This is a genomic window from Sphingobium aromaticiconvertens, from assembly GCF_037154075.1.
Lineage (GTDB): Bacteria > Pseudomonadota > Alphaproteobacteria > Sphingomonadales > Sphingomonadaceae > Sphingobium > Sphingobium aromaticiconvertens.
The window spans coordinates 168,492-191,523 of sequence record NZ_JBANRJ010000002.1; the positions used below are offsets into that span (position 1 = coordinate 168,492).

The 23,032-nt window shown below is 60.5% G+C and carries 19 protein-coding genes and 4 pseudogenes; 11 read left to right on the forward strand and 12 right to left on the reverse strand.

Features of this window, described 5'->3' with window-relative positions; all coding sequences use genetic code 11:
- Positions 1-69: 69 nt before the first annotated feature.
- Together istA and istB are read left to right on the forward strand one after the other, a co-directional pair.
- On the forward strand, positions 70-1,593 hold the full coding sequence (gene istA, locus WFR25_RS25470; RefSeq protein ID WP_336968217.1) for an IS21 family transposase: 1,524 nt from the start codon (positions 70-72) through the stop codon (positions 1,591-1,593).
- The gene (istB, locus tag WFR25_RS25475; RefSeq protein ID WP_336968219.1) at positions 1,583-2,365 is read left to right on the forward strand and encodes an IS21-like element helper ATPase IstB; all 783 of its coding nucleotides are present in this window, start codon (positions 1,583-1,585) and stop codon (positions 2,363-2,365) included. Before istA ends, istB begins: the two co-directional genes overlap by 11 nt.
- Before the next feature lie 147 nt (positions 2,366-2,512).
- Here istB and WFR25_RS25480 read toward each other — a convergent pair whose 3' ends face one another.
- Positions 2,513-3,256 (reverse strand): LuxR family transcriptional regulator, encoded by a 744-nt coding sequence (locus WFR25_RS25480; protein WP_336975154.1) that lies wholly within the window; start codon positions 3,254-3,256, stop codon positions 2,513-2,515.
- Between the two features lie 18 nt (positions 3,257-3,274).
- Complete coding sequence (locus WFR25_RS25485; RefSeq protein WP_336975156.1) at positions 3,275-4,051, reverse strand: autoinducer binding domain-containing protein; 777 nt, start codon at positions 4,049-4,051, stop codon at positions 3,275-3,277.
- Positions 4,052-4,296: 245 nt separating this feature from the next.
- Here WFR25_RS25485 and WFR25_RS25490 point away from each other — a divergent pair, with 245 nt between their 5' ends.
- From WFR25_RS25490 to WFR25_RS25500, 3 genes and pseudogenes are all read left to right on the forward strand, one after another.
- On the forward strand, positions 4,297-4,863 hold the full coding sequence (locus WFR25_RS25490) for a hypothetical protein (protein ID WP_281825227.1): 567 nt from the start codon (positions 4,297-4,299) through the stop codon (positions 4,861-4,863).
- A 144-nt stretch (positions 4,864-5,007) separates the two neighbouring features.
- Positions 5,008-6,426, forward strand: a complete 1,419-nt coding sequence (locus WFR25_RS25495) for an ISNCY family transposase (RefSeq protein ID WP_056366771.1) — start codon at positions 5,008-5,010, stop codon at positions 6,424-6,426.
- A 271-nt stretch (positions 6,427-6,697) separates the two neighbouring features.
- Positions 6,698-8,115: pseudogene (locus tag WFR25_RS25500) on the forward strand (ISNCY family transposase).
- Between the two features lie 353 nt (positions 8,116-8,468).
- Here the strand turns inward: WFR25_RS25500 and WFR25_RS25505 are convergent.
- Together WFR25_RS25505 and WFR25_RS25510 are read right to left on the reverse strand one after the other, a co-directional pair.
- Positions 8,469-9,226, reverse strand: a protein-coding gene (locus WFR25_RS25505) for an IS5 family transposase (RefSeq protein WP_086014485.1) whose coding sequence is annotated in 2 segments (ribosomal slippage) — positions 8,469-8,896 and positions 8,896-9,226 — 759 coding nt in all. Because the reading frame shifts where the segments join, the coding sequence is not laid out codon by codon here.
- A 199-nt stretch (positions 9,227-9,425) separates the two neighbouring features.
- Entirely contained in the window at positions 9,426-10,925 is a 1,500-nt protein-coding gene (locus tag WFR25_RS25510) for a CoA-acylating methylmalonate-semialdehyde dehydrogenase (protein WP_011950738.1), read from the reverse strand.
- Between the two features lie 94 nt (positions 10,926-11,019).
- Here WFR25_RS25510 and WFR25_RS25515 point away from each other — a divergent pair, with 94 nt between their 5' ends.
- Positions 11,020-11,904 (forward strand): LysR family transcriptional regulator, encoded by an 885-nt coding sequence (locus WFR25_RS25515; RefSeq protein ID WP_011950737.1) that lies wholly within the window; start codon positions 11,020-11,022, stop codon positions 11,902-11,904.
- Positions 11,905-11,988: 84 nt separating this feature from the next.
- Here the strand turns inward: WFR25_RS25515 and pcaF are convergent, their stop codons facing one another.
- From pcaF to WFR25_RS25540, 5 genes and pseudogenes are all read right to left on the reverse strand, one after another.
- On the reverse strand, positions 11,989-13,191 hold the full coding sequence (gene pcaF, locus WFR25_RS25520) for a 3-oxoadipyl-CoA thiolase (protein ID WP_011950736.1): 1,203 nt from the start codon (positions 13,189-13,191) through the stop codon (positions 11,989-11,991).
- Positions 13,192-13,195: 4 nt separating this feature from the next.
- The gene (locus tag WFR25_RS25525; protein WP_011950735.1) at positions 13,196-13,966 is read right to left on the reverse strand and encodes an alpha/beta fold hydrolase; all 771 of its coding nucleotides are present in this window, start codon (positions 13,964-13,966) and stop codon (positions 13,196-13,198) included.
- Positions 13,967-14,039: 73 nt separating this feature from the next.
- Positions 14,040-14,670: pseudogene (locus tag WFR25_RS25530) on the reverse strand (3-oxoacid CoA-transferase subunit B).
- Positions 14,667-15,377, reverse strand: a complete 711-nt coding sequence (locus WFR25_RS25535; RefSeq protein WP_011950733.1) for a CoA transferase subunit A — start codon at positions 15,375-15,377, stop codon at positions 14,667-14,669. The pseudogene WFR25_RS25530 and the gene WFR25_RS25535 overlap by 4 nt, the downstream one beginning before the upstream one ends.
- A 10-nt stretch (positions 15,378-15,387) precedes the next feature.
- A pseudogene (locus tag WFR25_RS25540) lies at positions 15,388-15,939 on the reverse strand (1,6-dihydroxycyclohexa-2,4-diene-1-carboxylate dehydrogenase); the annotation flags it as partial.
- 5 nt (positions 15,940-15,944) lie between these two features.
- Here WFR25_RS25540 and WFR25_RS25545 point away from each other — a divergent pair.
- Positions 15,945-16,172: pseudogene (locus WFR25_RS25545) on the forward strand (aldehyde dehydrogenase family protein); the annotation flags it as partial.
- A 147-nt stretch (positions 16,173-16,319) separates the two neighbouring features.
- Here the strand turns inward: WFR25_RS25545 and WFR25_RS25550 are convergent.
- The gene (locus WFR25_RS25550; RefSeq protein ID WP_049771341.1) at positions 16,320-18,665 is read right to left on the reverse strand and encodes a TonB-dependent receptor domain-containing protein; all 2,346 of its coding nucleotides are present in this window, start codon (positions 18,663-18,665) and stop codon (positions 16,320-16,322) included.
- Between WFR25_RS25550 and WFR25_RS25555 the strand changes: the two genes are divergently transcribed.
- The 4 genes from WFR25_RS25555 to WFR25_RS25570 all read left to right on the forward strand — a co-directional run bounded on the left by WFR25_RS25555 (position 18,664) and on the right by WFR25_RS25570 (position 21,428).
- Complete coding sequence (locus WFR25_RS25555) at positions 18,664-18,789, forward strand: hypothetical protein (protein ID WP_336975158.1); 126 nt, start codon at positions 18,664-18,666, stop codon at positions 18,787-18,789. The two genes, WFR25_RS25550 and WFR25_RS25555, sit on opposite strands and share 2 nt — an antisense overlap.
- 33 nt (positions 18,790-18,822) lie before the next feature.
- Positions 18,823-19,281: an acyl-homoserine-lactone synthase gene (locus WFR25_RS25560; protein ID WP_011950729.1), complete on the forward strand. Its 459-nt coding sequence runs from the start codon at positions 18,823-18,825 to the stop codon at positions 19,279-19,281.
- 120 nt (positions 19,282-19,401) lie between these two features.
- Positions 19,402-19,959 carry a recombinase zinc ribbon domain-containing protein gene (locus WFR25_RS25565; protein WP_011950728.1) on the forward strand — a complete coding sequence of 186 codons (558 nt, stop codon included), beginning with the start codon at positions 19,402-19,404 and terminating at the stop codon, positions 19,957-19,959.
- Positions 19,960-20,087: 128 nt separating this feature from the next.
- On the forward strand, positions 20,088-21,428 hold the full coding sequence (locus WFR25_RS25570; protein WP_049771342.1) for a phage integrase central domain-containing protein: 1,341 nt from the start codon (positions 20,088-20,090) through the stop codon (positions 21,426-21,428).
- Between the two features lie 166 nt (positions 21,429-21,594).
- On the opposite strand, the gene WFR25_RS25575 is transcribed toward WFR25_RS25570, so the two are convergent.
- Positions 21,595-22,089: a hypothetical protein gene (locus WFR25_RS25575; protein WP_011950726.1), complete on the reverse strand. Its 495-nt coding sequence runs from the start codon at positions 22,087-22,089 to the stop codon at positions 21,595-21,597.
- Positions 22,090-22,278: 189 nt separating this feature from the next.
- Positions 22,279-23,032 (reverse strand): cupin domain-containing protein (locus tag WFR25_RS25580; RefSeq protein ID WP_336975159.1); only part of this gene is annotated, 754 nt, incomplete at its 5' end.

A 23,032-nucleotide genomic window follows, 5' to 3' on the forward strand; every position in this document is an offset into this window, starting at 1 on the left:
CACTGAGAAGTGACCCATGTTTGAACACGTCCCTGGCTTTGACGAGCGGGGGACCATGGAGTGTTGGACATGGCATTATTGAGCGTTATCCGGCGGTGGCATTACCGCGATCATCTATCGATCCGGGAGATAGCCAGGCGCACCGGTCTTTCCCGCAACACCGTTCGTAAATATCTGCGGTCGGACACGATCGAGCCGCAGTTCAAGGTGCCGGAGCGACCGAGCAAGCTGGACCCGTTCGTCGAGCGGCTGACAGCCTGGCTGAGGCGGGAGATGGGCCGTCCGCGCAAGCAGAAGCGCACGGTCAAGCAGTTGTATGCCGATCTGGTGAGCCTCGGCTTTGACGGTTCCTATGGCCGTGTCGCGGCCTTTGCCCGGGACTGGCGTGATGATTATCGCCGCCAGCAGCAGATGAGCGGCAGAGGCACCTTCGTGCCGTTGTCCTTCGCACCGGGTGAGGCGTTCCAGTTCGACTGGAGCGAGGACTGGGCGATCATCGATGGCGTGCGCACCAAGCTGCAGGTCGCGCACTTCAAGCTCAGCTACAGTCGCGCCTTCTTTGTGCGGGCCTATCTACTGCAGACCCACGAGATGCTGTTCGACGCCCATAATCATGCGTTCCGCGTGCTGGGCGGCGTGCCGCGACGCGGCATCTACGACAACATGAGGACTGCCGTCGACAAGGTCGGGCGCGGCAAGAGCCGGACCGTCAACGCCCGCTTCCTGACGATGGTGAGCCATTATCTGTTCGAGGCCGAGTTCTGTAATCCGGCCGCTGGGTGGGAGAAGGGCCAGGTCGAGAAGAACGTGCAGGATGCACGGCATCGCCTGTGGCAGCCTGTCCCCCAGACTCAGAGCCTCGACGCTTTGAACATCTGGCTGGAGGAGCGCTGCAAGGCGCTATGGCAGGATATTCCGCACGGAATCGAGCCCGGGTCTGTCGCTGATGCCTGGGCGGATGAGGTGGCGAGCCTGATGCCGACAGGCAGGGCGTTCGATGGCTTTGTCGAGTATGGCAAGCGGGTCTCACCGACCTGCCTCGTCCATCTCGAGCGCAACCGCTACAGCGTGCCGGCGTCGTTCGCCAACCGCCCCGTCAGCCTGCGCGTCTATCCCGACCGCTTCCTGGTGGTCGCCGAGGGACAGTTGCTGTGCGAACACCAGCGTATCATCGAACGATCCCACGATGGGCCGGGGCGCACCGTCTATGACTGGCGCCATTATCTGGCGGTGGTGCAGCGCAAGCCAGGTGCCCTGCGCAATGGGGCGCCGTTCCTTGAACTGCCTGATCCCTTCCAGCGGCTGCAGCGGCATCTGTTGCGGTCTCCTGGCGGTGACAGGGAGATGGTCGAGATCCTGGCCCTGGTGCTGCATCATGACGAGCAGACCGTGCTGACGGCCGTCACGATGGCGTTGGAGGGGGGCGTTCCAACCAAGACCCATATCCTCAACCTCCTGCACCGTCTGCTCGACGGCAAGCCGCTGACAACGCCGCCGGTCACGGCGCCACAGGCGCTGAGACTGGTCAGCGAGCCGATGGCCAATGTCGAGCGCTATGACGCTCTGCGTCGGGAGAGCCGCCATGCGTCATGATCCCGCCAGCGGCGCTATTATCGTCATGCTGCGCAGCCTCAAGATGCACGGCATGGCGCAGGCCGTTACCGATCTCATGGAACAGGGTGCACCGGCGTTCGATGCCGCCATCCCGATCCTGTCCCAGCTCCTGAAGGCGGAGACTGCTGAACGAGAGGTGCGATCGGTATCCTATCAACTCAAGGCTGCGCGGTTCCCGGCCTATCGCGACCTGGCAGGCTTCGACTTCGCCAGCAGTGAGATCAACGAAGCGCTGGTGCGCCAGCTTCACCGCTGTGAGTTTATCGACGTTGCCGACAACATCGTGCTGGTCGGCGGCCCCGGCACCGGCAAGACCCACATCGCGACAGCGCTGGGCGTTCAGGCCATCGAGCATCATCGAAAACGGGTGCGGTTCTTCTCCACCGTCGAGTTGGTTAATGCGCTCGAACAGGAGAAGGCCCAGGGCAAGGCAGGCCAGGTCGCCGGAAGGCTCGCCCACGCCGATCTCGTGATCCTCGATGAGCTCGGCTATCTGCCGTTCAGCGCCTCAGGCGGTGCATTGCTGTTCCATCTGCTCAGCAAACTTTACGAGCGCACCAGCGTCATCATCACCACCAACCTCAGCTTCAGTGAATGGGCCACCGTGTTCGGTGATGCCAAGATGACCACAGCGCTGCTCGATCGGCTGACCCATCACTGCCACATCCTTGAAACCGGCAACGACAGCTTCCGGTTCAAAAACAGCTCTGCTCAGCAGCCCACAGCGCGAAAGGAGAAAACCTCATCTTGACCCAACGGTGACATCCGAAACATAATCGCAAGGTGGGTCACTTCTCGATGAAAACCCCGGGTCACTTCTCAACGGCAATCAACAGTGAGGCGATCATTCGATCAGCTTGTCATGATCTGCGTTATCCCCAGAACTGGGGAGGGATCGTCAGCGCAGGATATCGGTGAAGCTAATGGCGCCGTCGAAGAGCGCACGAATGGCGAGCATCGTGCGTTTGGTTACACCGTAGCGATCGCGTGCATCCTTGAGATGCTGCGTTACGGTTTCGGCGCCGACTCCGAGAATTTTGGCGATTTCCCAATCGGTTTTACCCCGCGCAACCAGCGCGACGCATTCGATTTGACGCTCGGTAAGTTGCGGCGCGGCCGCGATAGGAGCGATCGTGGCGCGCGCTATCTTGCGGGCGGCTTCGAATGCGAAACTGCCAACAAGCTGGACGAGCGGCAGTTGCTCTTCGTCGAGTTCCTCCCCATTGCGCATGGCAAAAGAACAGGAGCCGTTCACCTCGCCGGGGACGTGCGCAGGGATCGTGAATCCATCTCCAAGGCCCGCGGAGTGAGCCGCTGCCAATACCGCGTGGTCCCGCGGGTGGAGTGAGATCATAGCCTCCACCGACCAGGCGAAACCTATGGTAGTCGTATGGCTTGCACGATGGATCGGGTCAGCAGCGTACAGTCGGCCCTCCTCGAACGCATCAACCCAGTTTCTCGGATAGTTGACGAGGCGAACGGCTGTGCTCCCCGGGTTCAGCAGGTCGATGTGATGCACAAGCGCGAAATAGCGGAAACCCATCGATGCCGTGATTTCTTCGACAGCCTGCAGGAGGGCGTGAGAGCTCGAAGCGCCGCGGGCCACAGCGCAGAACGCCTGCACTTCGGCAAGGGTGATCATAAGCCGCCGATCTGCTTGCTACACGAGAGCCTCGATATCGAGATGTCCGTCGCGAACGGCGCGAAGCACGAGTTGTGTCCGACGGCGGACGCCATAACGCCGGCGCGCGCCTTCGACATATTCGTGCACAGTGTCGCGGCTCAGACCCAGTATCTGTCCGATCTCCCAGTCGCTTTTGCCCTGTGCCACCAGATCAATGCAGTCGATCTGGCGTGGGCTGAGCGCTATCGGCACGTTTACCAGTTCATCGGGACCAAGAAGGGTTCGAGCCTGGTCGAACGCGACCGTGCCAATCAATCTAGCAGAGAGAAGGTCCGGGCTTGAGATCTTGTCATCGCCCCGACGCGCTATGGTGAACATAGCGTCGGGCTCGTTGCGCATCCTGATCGGCATGGTGAACCCAGATGCCAGTCCATGTGCGCGACCCCGTTCAAGGATCGAACGCTGGCGAGCATTGGGCGAGATATAATCGCCGATATGATCCCAGGTGAGCCCAGAGACGGTCTTGGCGCAGGCGACGTGGACTGGATCGTCAAGATGGAGGCGCGCGTCTATTACCTCCTCGACCCAGCGCACCGGATAGGTGGTTATCAGCAGGGCTTTGCGGGTGGTGCGTTTCAGGTCAACATTGTGCACCAATGCGAACCAGCGGAATCCGAACTGGCGCACAATTGCATCGAGCAAGGATTTGAGCTGGTCGAGCGTCGTCGCCTGCCGGCATTCGGCTTCGAATGCGGTGATATCGCCCAAGCGGCCAGCATCTTCGAGACTGCTCATATTGCAAACGATTCGCATTTTGATTGCAGTTTCGTCCAGTCACTATTCGGCGAAGCCATTGAAAAACAAGACCGGCTGCCTCCAGCGCCCAACTCCCCGCAAGAAAAGCACAGGTCGTCTTTGGCACGATTCGACGGTGGTATGATGAAAGGGCACGCGTGACACTTTACCTTCGGGCAAAGTGTCACAGCCGACAAAATGATGAAAATCTGCGGCAAAGGGGATTCACTTCACCCCCCATATGTGCTTGATTCAATCCCGTTATGTTGCACGCTCCGATTATTGGCGACGGCCGCCCGCAACTGGATATGCCCTGCTTGCTGGAAATGCTTGCGCGGTCATCGTCTCGACCGCGATATGCCTTCATGGTGCTCAACCTGATTGCACAGGTTTCCCGATCCGACGGCAGCGCCGGGCCGCTGGTAGCCAAGGGCGGCGGCCTCATTCCCTTGCGCGACTGGCTTTGTGATGCGCTAACCCCGATGGGGCAGCGTGACCCCCGGCGCGTTGCCCTGGAAGAGCGGATACGCAGCGATCTGGCAATGTCGGGCGCATTGCCCGCCAATGTCGGTCAGGCCACGGCAATCGTCGACGACGCCATCCGTGAGCAGGTACGGGCGTCGGGAAAAACGAATGTGAGCCGGGCGGTATCAGAACTCGTGCGCGCTGGCTTGCTCAAGCGGCACTATCAGGGCTATTGTGTCGATCATCATAATCGCGGTGCGCAGCGCCAAGCCGTCTACGTTCTGGCAGGGTGCGCGCGCGGTCTGATCGGCGGCCGCCAAGAGCAGCCGAGAGCGGTTCCAAGGCAGGCAGAACTGTCGTTCTGATCGCCACGGAACTGGCCAAATTTAACATAACTATTATTATCAAACCGGCTGATTGTAGCAGCAACGTTCAAATGTCACAGTTGCGCAAAGTAGAGATGTCTCACTTGGGCTACCGTGCCCTCCGGCTGTTCGGAGGTATTGAGCATGGCGGTGTTGCGTATGAGTACCGAGGAGCTTTCGCGGGTCGAGACGCTGATGCATGTGGTTTCAGGTCGCATGACCGTCACCCAGGCCGCAAGGCTGATGAGCGTCAGCCGCCGCCACGCCCATCGACTGCTGACGCGTTACCTTGACGATGGATCATCCGGGCTTTTGTCGCGCCGCCGTGGTCGACCAAGTAACCGGCGCTTGGATGATGCCATCAGAGATCAGATTGTCGCACTGGTTCGGACCCATTATCATGATTTTGGGCCTACATTGGCTGCGGAGTATTTGGCCGAACGGCATGATCTCCGGATTTCGCGTGAGAAGCTGCGGCAGATGATGATCGAGGCCGGGATTTGGAAGGATCGTCAGGCTCGCCGTCCTCGCCCATATCAGCCGCGCTACCGCCGGGATTGTCGGGGCGAACTGATCCAGATCGACGGCTCAAAACATTGGTGGTTCGAAGACCGCGGCCCGCAATGCACATTGCTGGTCTATATCGACGACGCGACCAGCGAACTGATGCACCTCAGGATGGTCGAGAGCGAGAGCACCTTCGCTTACATGGAGGCGACCCGCGCGTATATCGAACGGCACGGCAAGCCGGTGGCCTTTTATTCCGACAAGCACAGTGTTTTCCGGAACGCGCGGGCCAGCGCCGCGCGTGGCGACGGGATGACGCATTTTGGCCGTGCGCTGGATGCCCTGAACATCGAGATCATCTGCGCCAACTCGCCACAGGCCAAGGGCCGCGTCGAGCGGGCCAACGCCACCTTGCAGGATCGCCTGGTGAAAGCGATGCGACTGGAGGGTATCTCGTCGATCGCGGACGCAAACGCTTTCCTCGACAGTTATATGGCCAGGCACAACGAGCGGTTTGCCCGCCCTGCCTTCGATGTCCGCGATCTGCACCGCCCGCTTGCACCGCATGACGATCTGCGCTCGATCATGGTCTGGCGGGAGCAGCGAACGGTGACGGCAGCGCTGACGCTGCACTACAACAAGGCGATGTTCATCCTGGAGCCGAACGATGTCAGCGAAAAGCTGGCGCGCAAGCGGGTGACGGTCTGCGAATATCCCGACGGTCGACTGGAGATCGAGCATGAGGGCCATGTCCTGCCCTATCGTCAGTTCGACAAGATGCGGCAGGTGAACCAGCCTGCCATTGTCGAGAACAAGCATCTGGACGCAGCGTTGCTGCTGGCCCGGCAGATGCAGGCGATCATGCCGCATCATCGCAAACGCAACAATGACGCCCCTGCCCGCCGTGACCAACCCATGCATCTGTTCCCCGAGCCGGAACCACCCGCGAAGATCGATCGCCGCAAACTGGGCGGCTCGAAGCTCAAGCGCGGTCCCAGGCTCAGTGATGAGGCGTTGCACGAACGCGGCACGCTCAGGTTCGTGCAGAGGACATGACCGGGCCCACTGCAGGGCAGCGGGTCCATGGCCACTACCCCAAGATCAGCGCATCAGCAGGGTCTGCGCTGCGCTATCCCGAGGGCTCCACGCAGCCCCTGCTTTCCTCAACGTGTGACATTTCTATATGGCAGAAATTGTGACTTCTCTAAATGGCAGGAACATTGTAAGCGCAATTTAGAGATGTCACTCCCCGCAATTTAGAGATGTCACAACCGGGACGTCTTGCGGTTCCGGTGGCATGTTCTCCTGCATGCGGGAGGACACGCTTATGACGGTGGTGGCAATGAGCCATGGCGAGCTTTCACGGTACGATACACTGCTTCGTTTCGACCGTGGTGAACTGAGGGTCGAGGATGCAGCGATGCTGCTTGGGGTATGTCGCCGCCAGGTGTACCGGTTGCTCGACCGATTACATACAGACGGCCCTGAAGCACTTGTGTCTTGGAAGCGCGGCCGCCCTAGCAACCGCGCCTTCAAGGAGGACCTTCGCACACGCGTTCTCGACCTGGTGCGCCAGCACTATCATGATTTCGGTCCGACGCTGGCGACCGAATATCTCGCCGAGCGGCACCAGATCACGATTTCGCACGAGACTTTACGCAAGTGGATGATTCAGGCCGGATTCTGGAAGGACCGTGACGCCCGTCGCCCTCGCCCGTATCAGCCTCGCTATCGCCGAGATTGCCGTGGCGAGCTGATCCAGATCGACGGCTCGAAGCATTGGTGGTTTGAAGACCGCGGCCCGCAATGCACCCTGCTCGTCTATATTGACGACGCGACCAGTGAGCTGATGCACCTGAAGATGGTCGAGAGCGAGAGTACCTTCGCCTATATGGAGGCGACCCGCGCGTACATCGAGCGACACGGCAAGCCGGTGGCGTTCTATTCCGACAAGCACAGTGTTTTCCGCAATGCCAAGGCCAGTGCGGCGCGCGGAGACGGTATGACGCATTTTGGCCGCGCACTCGATGCACTGAACATCGATATCATCTGCGCCAACTCTCCGCAGGCCAAGGGCCGGGTCGAACGGGCCAATGCCACCTTGCAGGATCGCCTGGTCAAAGCGATGCGCCTGGAAGGCATTTCATCGATCGAGGACGCTAACGCTTTCCTCGACAGTTATATGGCCAGGCACAACGAGCGGTTCGCCCGACCCGCCTTCGATGCCCGCGATCTGCACCGCCCGCTTGCACCGCATGACGATCTGCGCTCGATCATGGTCTGGCGTGAGCAGCGGACCGTGACGGCGGCGCTGACGCTGCACTACAACAAGGCGATGTTCATCCTGGAGCCGAACGATGTCAGCGAAAGCTGGCGCGCAAGCGGGTGACGGTCTGTGAATATCCCGACGGCCGACTGGAGATCGAGCATGAGGGCCATGTCCTGCCCTATCGTCAGTTCGACAAGATGCGGCAGGTGAACCAGCCTGCCATTGTCGAGAACAAGCATCTGGACGCAGCGTTGCTGCTGGCCCGGCAGATGCAAGCGATCATGCCGCATCATCGCAAACGCAACAATGACGCCCCTGCCCGCCGTGACCAACCCATGCATCTGTTCCCCGAGCCAGAACCGCCACCAAAGATCGACCGTCGCAAACTGGGCGGCTCGAAGCTCAAGCGCGGTCCCAGGCTCAGTGATGAGGCGTTGCGCGAACGCCGCACGCTCGCCTTCGTGCAGAGGAAATGACCGGGCCCACTGCAGGGCAGCGGGTCCATGGGTTCTCTACACCATGGTCAGCGCAGCAGCAGGGTCTGCGCTGCGCTGTGTCGATGGCTCCACGCAGCCCCTGCTGTTCCCCACCCTGTGACATTTCTATATGGCGGAAATAGGGACTTCTCTAAATGGCAGGAACAACGATTGTAAGCGGGTGGATTCTAGATCGAAGTGCGAAATCCCAGGATTTATAGGGGTTTGATCTCCTCTCCTCTGCATCCGGTTGTTCGTTGGCCCCGCGCATCAGCACGCGCCCAATGGTATCAACCGTATCCCCCTGATTTGCATGTCCGCCAGGCCTAGCCTGCACTAAGGTCTGTGGACAATTACCGACAAGCGATGAGTGTAGCGGTCAGATTGATGTTGGCGCGAAAGCTGTCGTCGGTTTTGTCATATCTGGTCGCAATGCCACGGAACTCCTTGATTTTGGCGAAGTAGTTTTCGACCAGATGGCGCCATTTATACATCTCGGCGTCGAAGTCGATTTGAGTTTTGCGATTCTTTCGCGAGGGGATCACGGCTTTTGCGCCACGTTCAAAGATGGCTGCGCGCAGCCAGTTGGCATCGAAGGCTTTGTCCGCGAGCAGGGCATCGAACGAAATGCCATCGATCCGCGGCCTGACGCCCATGAGGTCGTTGCGTTGCCCCGGCATCAGGACAAAGCGCACCAGATTGCCCAGCGCATCGACCATGGCCATAATCTTGGTGGTCAGTCCGCCTTTCGAGCGCCCGATGGCCTGATTTTGAGTGCCCCTTTAGCGCCGGTCGCCTTCTGGTGAACGGAACCAACCGTGCCATCGATCAGGGCATATTCCATGTCGGGATCGCCCGAAACTGCCTCGAAAAGCCGGTCAAACACCCCGTCGCGCGCCCAACGCCGGAACCGTCTGAAAACACTGTTCCAATTACCGAACCCGGTTGGCAGGTCGCGCCAAGGTGAACCCGTGCGGACCCGCCAGAACACCGCTTCCAGAAACAAGCGGGTATCAGCCGCCGTCACACCCCGGTCTACCGCCTTGCCGGGAAATATCCCCTCAAGCCGAGACCACATCCCATCACTCACAACAAAGCGGCTCGCGTCCATCACAGCGCTCCCAAAAGGAAGCAGGAATCACATTCTCCCGAAAATGTGATTCCCTATTGTCCACAGACCTTAGGAATCTATCACGATAGGCCTGCCCGATAAATAACTCACCGTGCCGAACCCGGTGTGTCCTGGCGTACGGCTGCACTTGTTTGCAGCGGAGTCGTGAGGTTGGGCCCAAAAAAACCGAACTCCGCGTTCAACCCATGGTCGGAATGACAAAGCTCTGGTCCATCACCGCGCCGCCGCTGGGCCAACGCTGCGTGATAGTCTTGACCCGGGTGTAGAAGCGCACGCCCTCCATGCCATATTGGTTCATGTCGCCAAAGCCCGACCGCTTCCACCCGCCAAAGCTGTGATAGCTTACCGGCACCGGGATCGGCACGTTGATGCCGACCATGCCGACTTCGACATTGGCGCAGAATTTCCGCGCATAATCGCCATTGCGGGTGAAGATCGCCACGCCGTTGCCATATTGATGCTTCGTCGGATAGCTCAGAGCTTCTTCGAACGTCTGCGCCCGCACCATCTGCAGCACCGGGCCGAAAATCTCTTCGTTATAGCTTTGCATGTCCGGCTTCACATGGTCGAGCAGCGTGGGCGCCAGAAAGAAGCCGTCCTCATAGCCCTGGAGTGCGAACCCGCGCCCATCGACGACCAGCTCAGACCCTTCATCGACCGCCAGTTGGATATAGTTTTCGATCCGTGCCTTGTGCGCCGAACTGACCACCGGGCCGTAATGGGCGTCAGGATCGCTCGGCACGCCGACCCGCAAGCCTGCGATGCCGGTCTCCAGCTTTGCCCGCAGCGCCACCGCAGTCGCTTCGCCCACCGGCACGACCACCGGCAACGCCATGCAGCGTTCGCCCGCCGAGCCATAGGCAGCGCCCAGAATGTCGGCGACCGCCTGATCCAGATCGGCGTCTGGCATGACGATGCCATGATTCTTCGCCCCGCCCATGCACTGCATCCGCTTGCCGTTCGATGCGCCGCGTCCATAGACATATTGGGCGATATCGGACGATCCGACAAAGCTGACCGCGCGGATCGCAGGATTGTCGAGAATAGCGTCCACGACCTGCTTGTCGCCATGGACGACATTGAGGATGCCTGCTGGCAGCCCCGCTTCCATGGCCAGTTCGGCCAGCCTGACCGGTACCGACGGATTGCGCTCTGACGGCTTCAGGATAAATGCGTTGCCGCACGCAATTGCGGGCGCGAACATCCACATCGGGATCATTGCAGGAAAGTTGAACGGCGTTATGCCCGCCGCGATGCCGATCGGCTGACGCATCGAATACACGTCGATCCCCGGCCCTGCCCCTTCCGTATATTCGCCTTTCAAAAGATGCGGAATGCCACAGGCGAACTCCACTACATCGAGGCCGCGCTGGATATCGCCCTTGGAATCCGAATGCACCTTGCCATGTTCGGCCGACAGCATTTCGGCCAGTTCATCCATATGCTTTTCGATCAGGGCCTTGAGATTGAACATCACCCGCGCGCGGCGCTGCGGGTTCATCGCTGCCCAGGCAGGCTGGGCCGCCTGCGTATTGGCGACGGCTGCGTCCAGTTCGGTGGGGTCGGACAGGCGAACCTGCGCCTGTACCCTGCCGGTCGCCGGATCGAACACATCGCCCAGCCGGGTGGAAGTCGATGCCTGATGATGGCCGCCGATGAAATTGTCGATAATGCGCATGATCGCCTCCGGATTAATGTCTGGCGTGGCGAATATCCTATGGCGTTGCACGCAAAAATGCGCATATCTGCGTATCTGTTGTGCGTAGGTGTATATGCTCCATTGGGATGATCTTCGCCTGTTTCTGGCCGTCGCACGCGCTGGCCGCCTCACCAAGGCGGGGCAGGCCCTGGGCATCAATCACACCACCGTCGCCCGCCGCCTGACCGCGCTGGAGGAAGCACTGGGCGCGCATTTGTTCGACCGCACCTCGCGCGGGGTGGCTATGACTGCGGCAGGCACGCTGTTGCTCGATCATGCCGAACGCGCCGAACGGGAATTTGAGGCAGCGGCAGCGGCGCTGTCCGGCCGGGCCGAAGCGATCGCGGGGGAAGTCCGCCTCGCCACGCCCGAAGCCTTCGGCACCTATATCGTCGCGCCTAACATCGTGGATTTTCACGCCCGCTATCCAGGCCTGTTGCTGGAGCTGATGCCCGAGTCCCGCGCCGTCAGTCTCGCCAACCGAGAGGCCGACATCGCCATCACCGTCGATCGACCGCCACGGGGCAAGCTGGTGGTGCGCAAATTGTGCGATTATCGGCTCGGCCTTTACGCTTCGGCTGATTATCTCGCCTGCCACCCGCCTATTCGCAACGCGCAGGACGTCGCTGCGCAGCCCTTTGTCGGCTATATCGACCAGATGATCGACATGCACGGCCTGCGCTACCTGTCCGAAGTCGCGGACGAGACACGCCCCGTATTCCGCTCCAGTTCGATCGTCGCGCAGCAGAAGGCGGTGGCGTCCGGCGTAGGCCTGGGCTTGCTCCACCGCTTTTCCGCTGACAGCGAACCGGGCCTTGTCCGCATCCTGCCTGAGCAAGTGGAAATCACGCGCAGCTACTGGCTCGTCCTTCGCCCCGAGCACCAGAAGTCGCCTCGGACCCGCGCCGTCATCGACTTTATCGACGACCTGCTGGCCAGATACCGCACGCGCCTTTGAACGACTGTTGGGCGCTACGGCGCGTTGCTGCTGTCCAATTTTCGTAGGTCACTTCCTTGTAGCTCGACCCATCGAATGACGGGGTCATGCGCGCTCCAGTAAAACAGCCACACCCTGACCAACGCCCACGCACATAAACGCCAGGGCGTAACGCCCCTGAACTCGATGCAACTCTTCGACAGCCGATAACGCGATACGTGCTCCTGACATGCCGAGCGGATGACCAAGAGCGATGGCACCGCCATTGGGGTTGACGCGCGGATCCAAGGGGTCGATGCCCAGCGACGACAATGTGGCTATGGCCTGGCTTGCAAAGGCTTCATTGAGTTCGATCACGTCCAATGCGTCCGTCGTGATACTATGGCGTGCCATCACACGCCGCGCCGCTTCGATCGGGCCAGCGCCCATGATCCGCGGCGCTATCCCGCTGGCGGCCATGCCGACCACGCGCGCCCGAGTGACCAGTCCCTGCGCCGCTGCCGTGGCTTCCGTCGCCACGAGCATCGCGGCGGCCCCGTCATTAAGGCCCGACGCATTACCGGCCGTTACCGTCCCGCCTGGACCTGTAACAGGCTTCAGCTTTGCCAGAATATCAAGGCTGGTTGCACGCAGATGCTCGTCGGCTTCGAACAGCACATGATCGCCCCTATGCTGCGGCACCGATACCGGAATGATCTCAGCGGCAAAGCGCCCGCCCGCCTGTGCACGTGCCGCTTTCTCCTGACTGGCGAGCGCGAAGCGGTCCTGCGCTTCGCGGCTGACACCCCACTCCTGCGCGACATTTTCGCCGGTCTGCGGCATGGTATCTACGCCGTATGCTGCCTGCATCGCCGGATTGACGAACCGCCAGCCCAGCGTCGTATCCTCGATCTTCTGGTCACGACCGAAGGCGCTGCCCGCCTTTCCCAGCACATATGGCGCCCGCGTCATGCTCTCCACGCCGCCCGCGATCATGAAATCTGCGTCTCCGCTACGGATCGCCTGTGACGCGATACCAAGCGCATTGAGCCCGGAGCTGCACAGACGGTTTACAGTCACGCCCGGAACGCACTCTGGCAAACCTGCCAGCAGCACGGCCATACGCGCGACATTGCGATTATCTTCACCGGCCTGATTGGCGCAGCCCAGGATCACATCGTCCAGCGTCGACCAGTCGGTATCAGGGTTGCGATCCATCAACGCCTTGATCGGCAGCGCAGCAAGATCGTCGGCGCGCACGGTTGCAAGCGATCCGTTGAGCTTGCCGATCGGGGTGCGAATAGCATCGCAGATGAAGGCTTGCGCCATGATATCAGGTCTCCAGAAACAGGGTAATTGTGTCCGCCAGTGCGTCGGACGCTTCAAGCGGTGCCAGATGCGCGGCTTCCAACTCGACATGAGCTGCGCCGGGTATTTGGGCGAGCAGATGGTCGCCATGGCCCTTAAATGGAGTCGACGTGTCGCGAGTGCCGGTGACGATCAGGGTTGGGCATGCGATACCGGTGATCCGGTCCGCCAGAGCCATATCGCGGATCGCCGCGCCGCAACCGGCATAACCCTCGCGATCCATCGCCAGCAATTGGCGGAGCACCGCCTGAAACACCGCCGGTTCGGCCGCGTCCGACAAGAAGCGTCCCATAACCAGATCGACTATGGCGGCCATGCCATCGCGCCTGACTGTGGCGATGCGGTCATCCCAGGATGCTGCATCCATCGTCGCAGATGTGCAGACGGGCATCAGCTTTTCGATCCGCGTGGGTGCACGCAACGCCATCTCCATCGCGATCATCCCGCCCAAGGATACGCCCGCAACGGAAAAGCGGTCGAACCCGGCGTCATCGGCGATGGCAAAGACGTCGTCCGCCAGCATCGCCAGTGAATAGTCGCCCGCCCCTGCTACAGACGCTCCATGCCCGCGGGCATCAATGCGCAACAGCGCAAAGCGGTCGCGCAGGCGTGGCAACAGCCCGTCCCACAAGTCCATGTCGGTGCCGATGGAGTTAAGCAGAACCAGCGCAGGCCCGTCATCCCGGCCGTCACGCTTCCAATAAAGATGCGCTCCGGGGCGCTGGGTGAAGGCCATTTAAATCTCCGGCGCGATATCTGTGTGCAGACCATCAAGGCATGGGGCGATCATCGTTCGGGAAGTCCTGTCTTTAAGCGGCTTCAAGCACAGCAACAGGCGCCCCCGTCTTTTCCATCACTTCGGCCTCGCTCACGCCGGGCGCGAGTTCCACGAGCGTCAGCCCACCCATGGCACGATCGACTGCAATAACGGCAAGGTCAGTTATGATCAGATCGACCACTGCCTTGCCGGTCAGCGGCAATGTGCATTGGGAAAGAATCTTGGGATCGCCGTTCTTCGATACATGATCCATAACCACGACCACGCGCTTGACGCCGGCAACAAGATCCATTGCGCCACCCATGCCCTTCACCATTTTGCCCGGAATGGTCCAGTTGGCCAGATCGCCATTGGCGGCAACCTCCATCGCACCAAGGACCGCCTCGGATCATCGCGAAGCTGTCGGCCGAGGAAAAGAAGCTCGACGTTGGCAGCGCGGTGATGGTCTGCTTGCCTGCGTTGATAAGGTCGGGGTCTGCCTCACCCTCATAGGGAAAAGGTCCGATGCCCAGCATGCCATTCTCGCTCTGCAGCGTCACGTTCACGCCTTCGGGCACATGGTTGGCGACCAGCGTCGGGATTCCGATGCCAAGGTTCACGTAGAAGCCATTGCGCAATTCCTGCGCGGCGCGCGCCGCCATTTCATCGCGGTTCCAACTCATGCCGCAATTTCCTTCGGACGGGTGGTCAGCTTTTCGATCCGCTTTTCGTTGATCGTACTCAGTACGATGCGGTCGACATAGATACCGGGCGTATGGATGCAGTCAGGGTCGAAACTGCCTTCGGCCACGATTTCCTCGACCTCCACGACGGTAACCTTACCCGCTGTCGCCATGTTCGGATTGAAGTTTCGCGCGGTCTTGCGGAACATCAGATTGCCTGCGGCGTCCGCCCGCCACGCCTTGATGATCGACAGGTCTGCGCGCAGCCAGGTTTCGCGGACATACTCCTCGCCCTCGAACGTCTCGACCGGTTTTCCTTCAGCGACGACGGTGCCTACCCCGGTCTTGGTGTAGAAAGCCGGAATGCCTGCGCCGCCAGCGCGAATGCGTTCGGCCAGCGTCCCCTGCGGGTTCAGTTCCAGTTCGAGGTCGCCCGACAGATACTGGCTCTCGAACAGTTTGTTCTCCCCGACATAGGAGGAGATCATCTTCTTAACCTGCCGGCTTTCCAGCAGCATCCACAGGCCAAAGCCGTCGGCGCCCGCATTGTTCGAAATGATCGTCAGGTCTTTCACGCCGCTCGCGCGGATTTCCGGGATCAGGCTTTCGGGATTACCCGACAGACCAAAGCCGCCGGACATGATCGACATGCCATCGAACAGGAGTTCGTCCAACGCGGCGGCGGGACTGTCAAATATTTTCTGCATTCTCGTCCCTTCAGCCTAAATCCCCGCCCGCGACGGGCAGAATCGATCCGGTAATATAGCTTGCCTCGTCCGACGCGAGGAACAGAATGGGCGCGATCTGCTCGTCAAGCGTGCCATAGCGTTTCATGAACGCAGAAGACGTCACCTGACCTACGGCTTCCGCCATCCACGCCTGTTCCTGTTGATTGTCGCCGTCAGGATTGCGAGGAACCCTTCGCGACGGAGCTTGTGTGCCGCCCGGTGCGGTGGCAACGACCCGGATGCCATCCTGCGCATATTCCATCGCCAGCGCCTGCGTCAGGCCGTTAATGCCGCCCTTCGCCGCCGAATAGGGCACTCGCCGGATACCACGCGTGGCGTTGGATGAGAGGTTGACGATCGTCCCGACGCCCTGCTTCAGCATGGTAGGCAGGACTGCATGGCAGCAATATAGCGTCGGCATCAGCGAGCGGCGGATTTCCGCATCGATCTGTTTAGGCGTGAACGCAGCATAGGGACGCATGCGGATCGCGCCGCCGACATTGTTGATCAATATATCGATGCGTCCAAAGGTCTCGACCGCGACCCCGTCGGTTCGCAACGACGGTCGAGGTAGGCATGGTCGGTATCAACGTCCCGATCCCGGTTCCGGTATCCTATTACAGCTTTGGCGGGTGGAAGCGTTCGGGCTTCGGCGACCTCAACCAATATGGGACCGACGGCATCCGGTTCTATACGCAGACCAAGACGATCACGCAGCGCTGGCCGACCGGTGGTTCGGTCGTCGATCAGAGTTTCGTCATCCCGACGATGTGACACGGATGGCTCGATCGATCTTGCGATCGGTTTAGCGCCGATCGCCATTAAGTCCGGTTGACCGGGGCATGATCGGAGAAGCGGCCGCGCTGCCCTCTTGCGGGTGCGCGCGCCGGTTCGACTTGAATGAATACCCGGCATGCACGATCAAAACTTGACCTGGGCGCGCACGCCATACGTGCGCGGCGGTCGCAGTGTCTGGGCGACCAAGGGAAAGTAGATCGGGAACGGGATCGATTGTGCGACGATCTGCTTGTTCGTCACGTTGTTCACATAGGCGGCGATCGTGAAACGGTCTCCGACCGGATGATAGCTGATTTCACCATCCCCTATCCAGTAAGCACGCTGGATCTCTGAATTCAGCAGTTCCGATCCCGTGAAGGTGCGGCTCTGGTGTCGTGCCTGGGCGTTGAACACCAGCTTTCCGGCGCTACCGAGTTCCACTGTTTGCTGCGCGCCCAGCGTGATGAGCCACTTGGGCGCCTGCGCTGGTGTGAAGCCGCTGCAGTTGACCGTATACGTGCGAACATCCGTCGACAGCGTCGCCGGGCAGCCCGTCGCTGGCGGGGAGGGCGGCGACCCGGGCGGGCTTTGATTGGCGGAAGTATAGACGAACGACGTGTTGCGCGCATTCAGATACTGCGCATTGACCGTCAGCAACGTCGTCGGCGTTGCAAGGATGTTCGCATCCGCCTCCAGTCCATAAAAACGGGCCTTGCCCACGTTCTGCGTGACGAACTCCGTCCCGCCAATTGAATTGGTTCGGAACGTCGACACCTGCTGGTTCCGATAGTCCCAGTAGAACGCCTCAAGGTTCAGCTGGAGTCGATTGTCGAGAAATCGGTTCTTCGATCCCACCGTGTATGCGGTGATCGTCTCCGGTTGATAGGTAGGATCGTCTATGCTCGAAAAGAAACCGCCCGCCTTGAAGCCGGTCTCCACGGTCGCATAAATCAGCGAGCGCTGCCCTGCGTCGAATTCCACGCCGCCGCGCCAGGTCAGCTTCTTGAAGGTCCGTTCGGCATTGACGATCGGGTGGGTGATGGACACGAAGTTGCCCGTCGTTCCGAACGGCGTCGGAAAGGCTGGACGGGCACTGGCGAACTGCTCGAACGCGCCATAGTCTTCCGGCAGTGATGGTCCGCCGATGCAGAGATGATTTGGCGAGAAGCATAATACGTTCGCTTGATACGAATCGGTCATCACCGATTTGCGATCTACGGTATAGCGTGCACCGGCGTTGATACGAAAACGATCCGTCAGGGCAAACGTGAGCCGGCCGAACGCCGCTATACTGTCGGTATTGGCGTTGTTGGTGCCGTTGGCGCCGAAATATTGCTCATTGAACAGGTACTTGGATCGGATGTCTTCGTGGATGCCGTATATTCCGACGAGATAGCGGATCAGTCCCCGATCGGGCGATGCCAGCCGCAATTCGCCCGAGACCTGATCGTCCTTCTCCTGCTGGGTATTGACGAGGCCCGACGCAATCGAGAGCAGGTCAAGCTCGCTGCGTCGATAGGCCGGCAGGAAGGTCAGTGTGCCGATGCTGGTATCAAGGTCGGCCTGTACGCTTGCGCCGTAATATCGGTTGTTGAAATATGGCCTGGTCGTCAGCGGCTTCAAGAAGTTCCCGGCAAACCCGATGAACGTAGAGGCGGCGATGGCGCCTGCGCGTGGATCGAGGAACCCGATCTGGCGGTCCTTGTTGATGAGATCGGGGTACGTGCCCCCCGGCCCAAGGCCACCTTGATGCGAGTAATCGAACGAGACGCGCAGGCGCAACGATTGCGATGACCGAAGCGCGATCTGCATGCGTCCGGCTTCGCTGCGCTCGTCACCCGTGCCATCCGAATAGAATCCGTCGCGCCGCGTGACCTGCCCCGCCACCCGCACGGCCCCGTCGTTACCGACCGGCACGTTGATGGCCGCCTGCAGCTGGCGTCGATCGTAATTGCCGTACTCGCCGATCAGGTAACCACCAAACTCGCCCAGCTTAGGCTTGGCGGTAATGATGTTGATCGCGCCGCCAGTGGCGTTGCGCCCGTAAAGGGTTCCCTGCGGCCCCTTGAGGACTTCGATCCGCTCGAGATCGTAGAAGACCCCCGTGCTGGACGAAGGACGCGCGATAAATACGCCGTCGACGCTGAAGGCGATCGCAGCATCGTTGAGAGCTGTGGTGGCAAAGTTACCGACGCCCCGCAGGTAAAACGAGTTATAGGCGCCCGTGACTGTTCCTACCTGAAGCGACGGCGCGACGGCGGTAAGTTTGGTCGCGTCGGTTACCCCCGATCGGATCAACTGGTCCGAGGACACGGCGGTCACGGCTATCGCTGCATTCTGGAGATTTTCGCTACGGCGCTGGGCGGTGACGATGATGTCCTGGAGGCCCGCCACGGTCGTTTCCTGCGGCTGCGTTGAGTCGACGACGGTCGATGCGGGCGTCTTGGCATCCTGGGAGGCCTGCGCCCATACGGGAGACGCAATCATCATGACGCTCAACGACACCGATGTCTTAAGACAGGCTTTCATTCTATCCCCCCCTGAAAACGCCGTTTTTCCGACGTTCATCGTTGCAGATCATTTTGATCTTGGTGGCCTTGATAGTCTTCAGTAGTGGCTCGACCCATTCCTGATTTCAGCCTGACCCATGCGTTCTTCACATGGCGGTCTGAGTGGACGGCGTTGGCATCTGCGCGCTGGATCTCGTTACGCGCGACGGGCGTGTGCAGGCGGGCGGGACCTGCCGGTCCTGGTCGAGCGCTACGAGATCGACCAGTTCGACGACGCGCATGCGCGCTACCTGATCCTCGCCGATGCCGACCAGAGCCACCTCGCTTCGGCACGGCTGTTGCCGTCGCAGCGGCGGCACCTGCTGGCCGACCTGTTCGCCGACCTGTGCGACGTGGCCCCGCCCGCCGGCCCCGACATCTGGGAGATCACACGCTGGCGCCGCGGCACCTCGGGAACAGGCCATCAACACTCCTTGCGCCGCTCCGCAGCGGCCAGGTGCGTTACGCAGATGTCCAATATATGTGTCGGAATCGAAATTCTAAGCCGCATGCCGCGACGCCTTGCCGCTGAGCGATCACCCTCAGCAAACCTATGACCGCCCGCGGTGCGACCTGATCCAATCCTTTGGGCATCCAACCCGAATAATTCCGTTCGATCAGTTTCCATCGATCTATCCTGGAGTGCCGCGACAAGCCGGTTCGGCAAGTCTCCCCCCATGTCTCGAACCATCGAGCGCCCACTCACCGGCGCAGTCGCGGTGAAGGCATTGCCCTTGCGCGACCATCAACCGAAGCGCGATGCCCGGATGACCCTGCTGAAGGGTATCTGCTTCTGCGAGAAGTGCGGTGGAGCCATGACCATCCGCACCGGCAAGGGCGGGCGCTATCGCTACTACACCTGCTCGATCAAGGCGCGGCAGGGCGAGACCGACTTGAGTCTCAAGCGCCTCTATGACGCGATCGAATCAGGTGTGGCCGATATTTCAGATCCGGCGTTGAAAGACCGTATTTCCGGTCTGAAGTCGCTCCGCGACCAAGCGCAGGTCGATGCCGAGCGGGCGCAGGCCATGCTGGAAAGCTCCGGCAATCGGGCGGTGACGCCCGCCACCGTGCTGCGCACGCTCACCGCCGTTTCCAGCGGGAAATCGGCGGCAATCGGCGTGCCCAGCTTGGGACTGAATTGGCGGGGCGGGAAAGATTCGTATCCCCCGTTTCATGGCTTTGCGTCAATTGGCATTTTCTCGCATATTTCGTCATCAGAAACAACTGCTTAGCAGATATTTATCCGGATCGCAGGTCGCCGCAGTTCGGACCGGTTCGCTCCGATCCAGCGCACAAACCCGGGCGCAATTCGCAAACGGGCAGTTCGACGGAGCCACTGGGATTCGAAATGCCACGCTCAATGCACAAGCTTAGCCCTCGACGCGTCACCACGCTGTCTGCGCCCGGATGGTATGGCGATGGCGGCGGCCTTTACCTCCGCATCAAGACCGATGGATCGAAGCGCTGGGCATTCACCTACGAGCGCAATAAGCGCCGGCACGAGATGGGCCTTGGAGCCGTCGTGGATGTGCCGCTGGCAAAGGCGCGAGAAGAAGCGGCGGCGGCGCGGCAGCTTTGGATCGATGGTCTCGACCCGATCGAGCAGCGGCGAACCACCGGGCAGGCCGAGCCTGAGCGGAAGCCGGAGGCCGTGCCGGAAACCGTGAAGCAGAGTGGTTCTCCGCTATTCGGTCCCTTCGCAGAAGCCTATATCGACACCCAGGAAGAGGGATGGAAGAATCCCAAGCATCGCCAGCAGTGGCGCAACACGATCAAGACGCACGGGAAATCGTTGCTCACCATTCCGGTTGATGTGATCACCGTCGACGACGTGGTTGCAGTGCTACAACCGATCTGGCGCTCGACTCCCGAAACCGCGGGGCGTTTGCGTGGACGGATTGAGAACATCCTCGATGCGGCCAAGGCATCGAAGCACATCGCCGGCCCGTGGGAGAATCCCGCACGCTGGCGAGGCAATCTGATCCATCTATTGCACCGCCGCGGGAGGAAATCTCAGGTGCGCCATCATCCGGCGATACCGTTTGAAGATCTGCCCGACTTCATCCTTCGCCTGCGCCGTCGGCCGGCGCTCGTTGCACGTGCGCTTGAGTTCACCATTCTCTGCGCAACGCGTACCAATGAGACGTTGCGCATGACCTGGTCCGAGGTGAATTTGGACGATGCCGTATGGAATGTCGCCGCCGATCGCATGAAGATGGGCGTCGAACACCGCATCCCGCTGCCGGATCGCGTCGTCGAAATCCTTCGTGAGATCGCGAAGGGCACCAACTGCGATCCGGGCACGTTCGTGTTCGAAGGGCAAAAGATAGGAAAGCCGCTCTCCCAGATGTCGATGACGATGGTGCTTCGCCGGATAAAGCTTGGTCATTATACCGTGCATGGCATGCGTAGCGCGTTTCGCGACTATATGGGCGAAATGACAAACCACCCGGAATCGGTCGTGGAGCAGGCACTCGCCCATCAGATCGGGGACGAGACCACACGCGCCTACCGGCGAGGGGATGCGTTCCTAAAACGACGCGCGCTGATGAAGGATTGGGAAGGGTATCTCGATTCCAAAGCGGTGAAATCGAAACAGGCAAAAGGTCGGCGTAAACCAGATTCGGCGCGATTGGCCGCAAGCCGTAATCACCATGGCTTGGGAGAGGATCTGCGTAGGGAAATCGTGACAGCGAGTTAAGGCCTGTTTGAAATAAGCCCGGTCACCCCCTGAATCTTGTCCACCCAGTTGGCAGCGACGCTGCTTCTCCAGCCAATTACCTCATGAAGGAGTGCATAGTCGGCGGCGAGGTTTCGACCGAATATCGGCTCATGATGCGCGATGCGATTCCGGAAATGTCGGATCGTCAGCAGTGCGTTGAAGGCGGCCGCACGGGCCGTGGGAATGGGTGTTGCGTTAGGAACGCCCGGGAATGAGGCATTGAAGTTTCCATTGGGAAGCCAAAGGCGGTTATCTTGGCCGACCGTGAACACCTTTCCCAGAAGGCGAAGTTGAGTTCCGCCACCACCTTGCCGGTCGTCGGCTGCCTTGCGGCAACGTCGCGCAGATTGTTCTGCGGATTGTAGTGGTAGGCCTTCTTGGGAACCGGCAGGCTGCGAATGAAACCGTTCGACCATGGCCAGTTTGGCCCATGCACCTTCTTGATCGCCTCGACGACGCCGTTGCGCGCCGCGACTTCGCACACTTGCAACGGCACGATAAAGGCCGCCGAAATTTCCAGATTCCACTGGTACAGAGCGAGCGCGTGATCGACATCGTTGTTTGTGACGCGCAGATATGTGGCGAATCGCGGGCCGGAAATGACGGGAGGAAGATCGCGAATTTCGTCGGAGCTGAACATTGATGAGGCGACTCGATGGAGGAATCCTACTCTCTGTAGGTTGACTTTTAACCCCTTCGCACCCATTATCTTGACCAGCGGCTTTGAGACACGCGGGCGCAAGCCCCCCCTCATCGTCATCGGATAATTGGCAGGCCTTGATGGCCGGAGGAACACCCAGCAACGTTCGAATATCGCGGAAGTAGTGGGCTAAGACGCGTTGGCGTTCACAAAATGCGGCATCGACGGTGAATCTCCGCCGCGCAGCACGAACACCGCGCATCCATCGGACGATAGCGCGCGAAAACGGCGCGGCATGCCCTTGGGCGTCGTGAAGGTGTCGCCCGTCACCATCACCACCTTGCCCTCTGGCGTATCGATGCCAAGTGCGCCGCTCTGAACGAACAGCACTTCTTCCTCGTCCCGCACATGCATGGGCACGACAGCCCCCGTCTGCATGCGCAACAGGCGCAGGACGAAGCCATGGTCCCACCATCCCTCGATAGGTCCCGGCCCGAACCCGTCCGTCGTCATGCCGGTTCCGATGACCGGGCACTCTTCCACGCCAGGCGCCGCCAGCGGCGAAAGGGGATTCGGAGCAATCTGGTCGAATGTTACGGCGCATTCGGCGATGCGGGTCAGCGGCGGAGTCCGCAATTGCGCGATGCGCTCCGCATCCGGGCCGTTTTCCAGTTCCGCATCCGCAGGCACGCTCTCGCCCGCCAGCGTATCGATCAGCCGACCGCCCTTGAGCAACGTCAACCCGGTTTCCCGCGCCAGTTCAAAGACTTTCGGCGACCATTCCACTTTGCCCGGATCATCCTGGCCCAACGGCACCCACAAGAAGCCGACACCATCGTCCAGCTTCTCGAAACCGCGGAACATGTGGATGGGCACGGACACGACGTCGCCCGGCGCGATATCGAGATGGCCGTCCGCTCCCGCCTCGACCCCGAACAGCAGG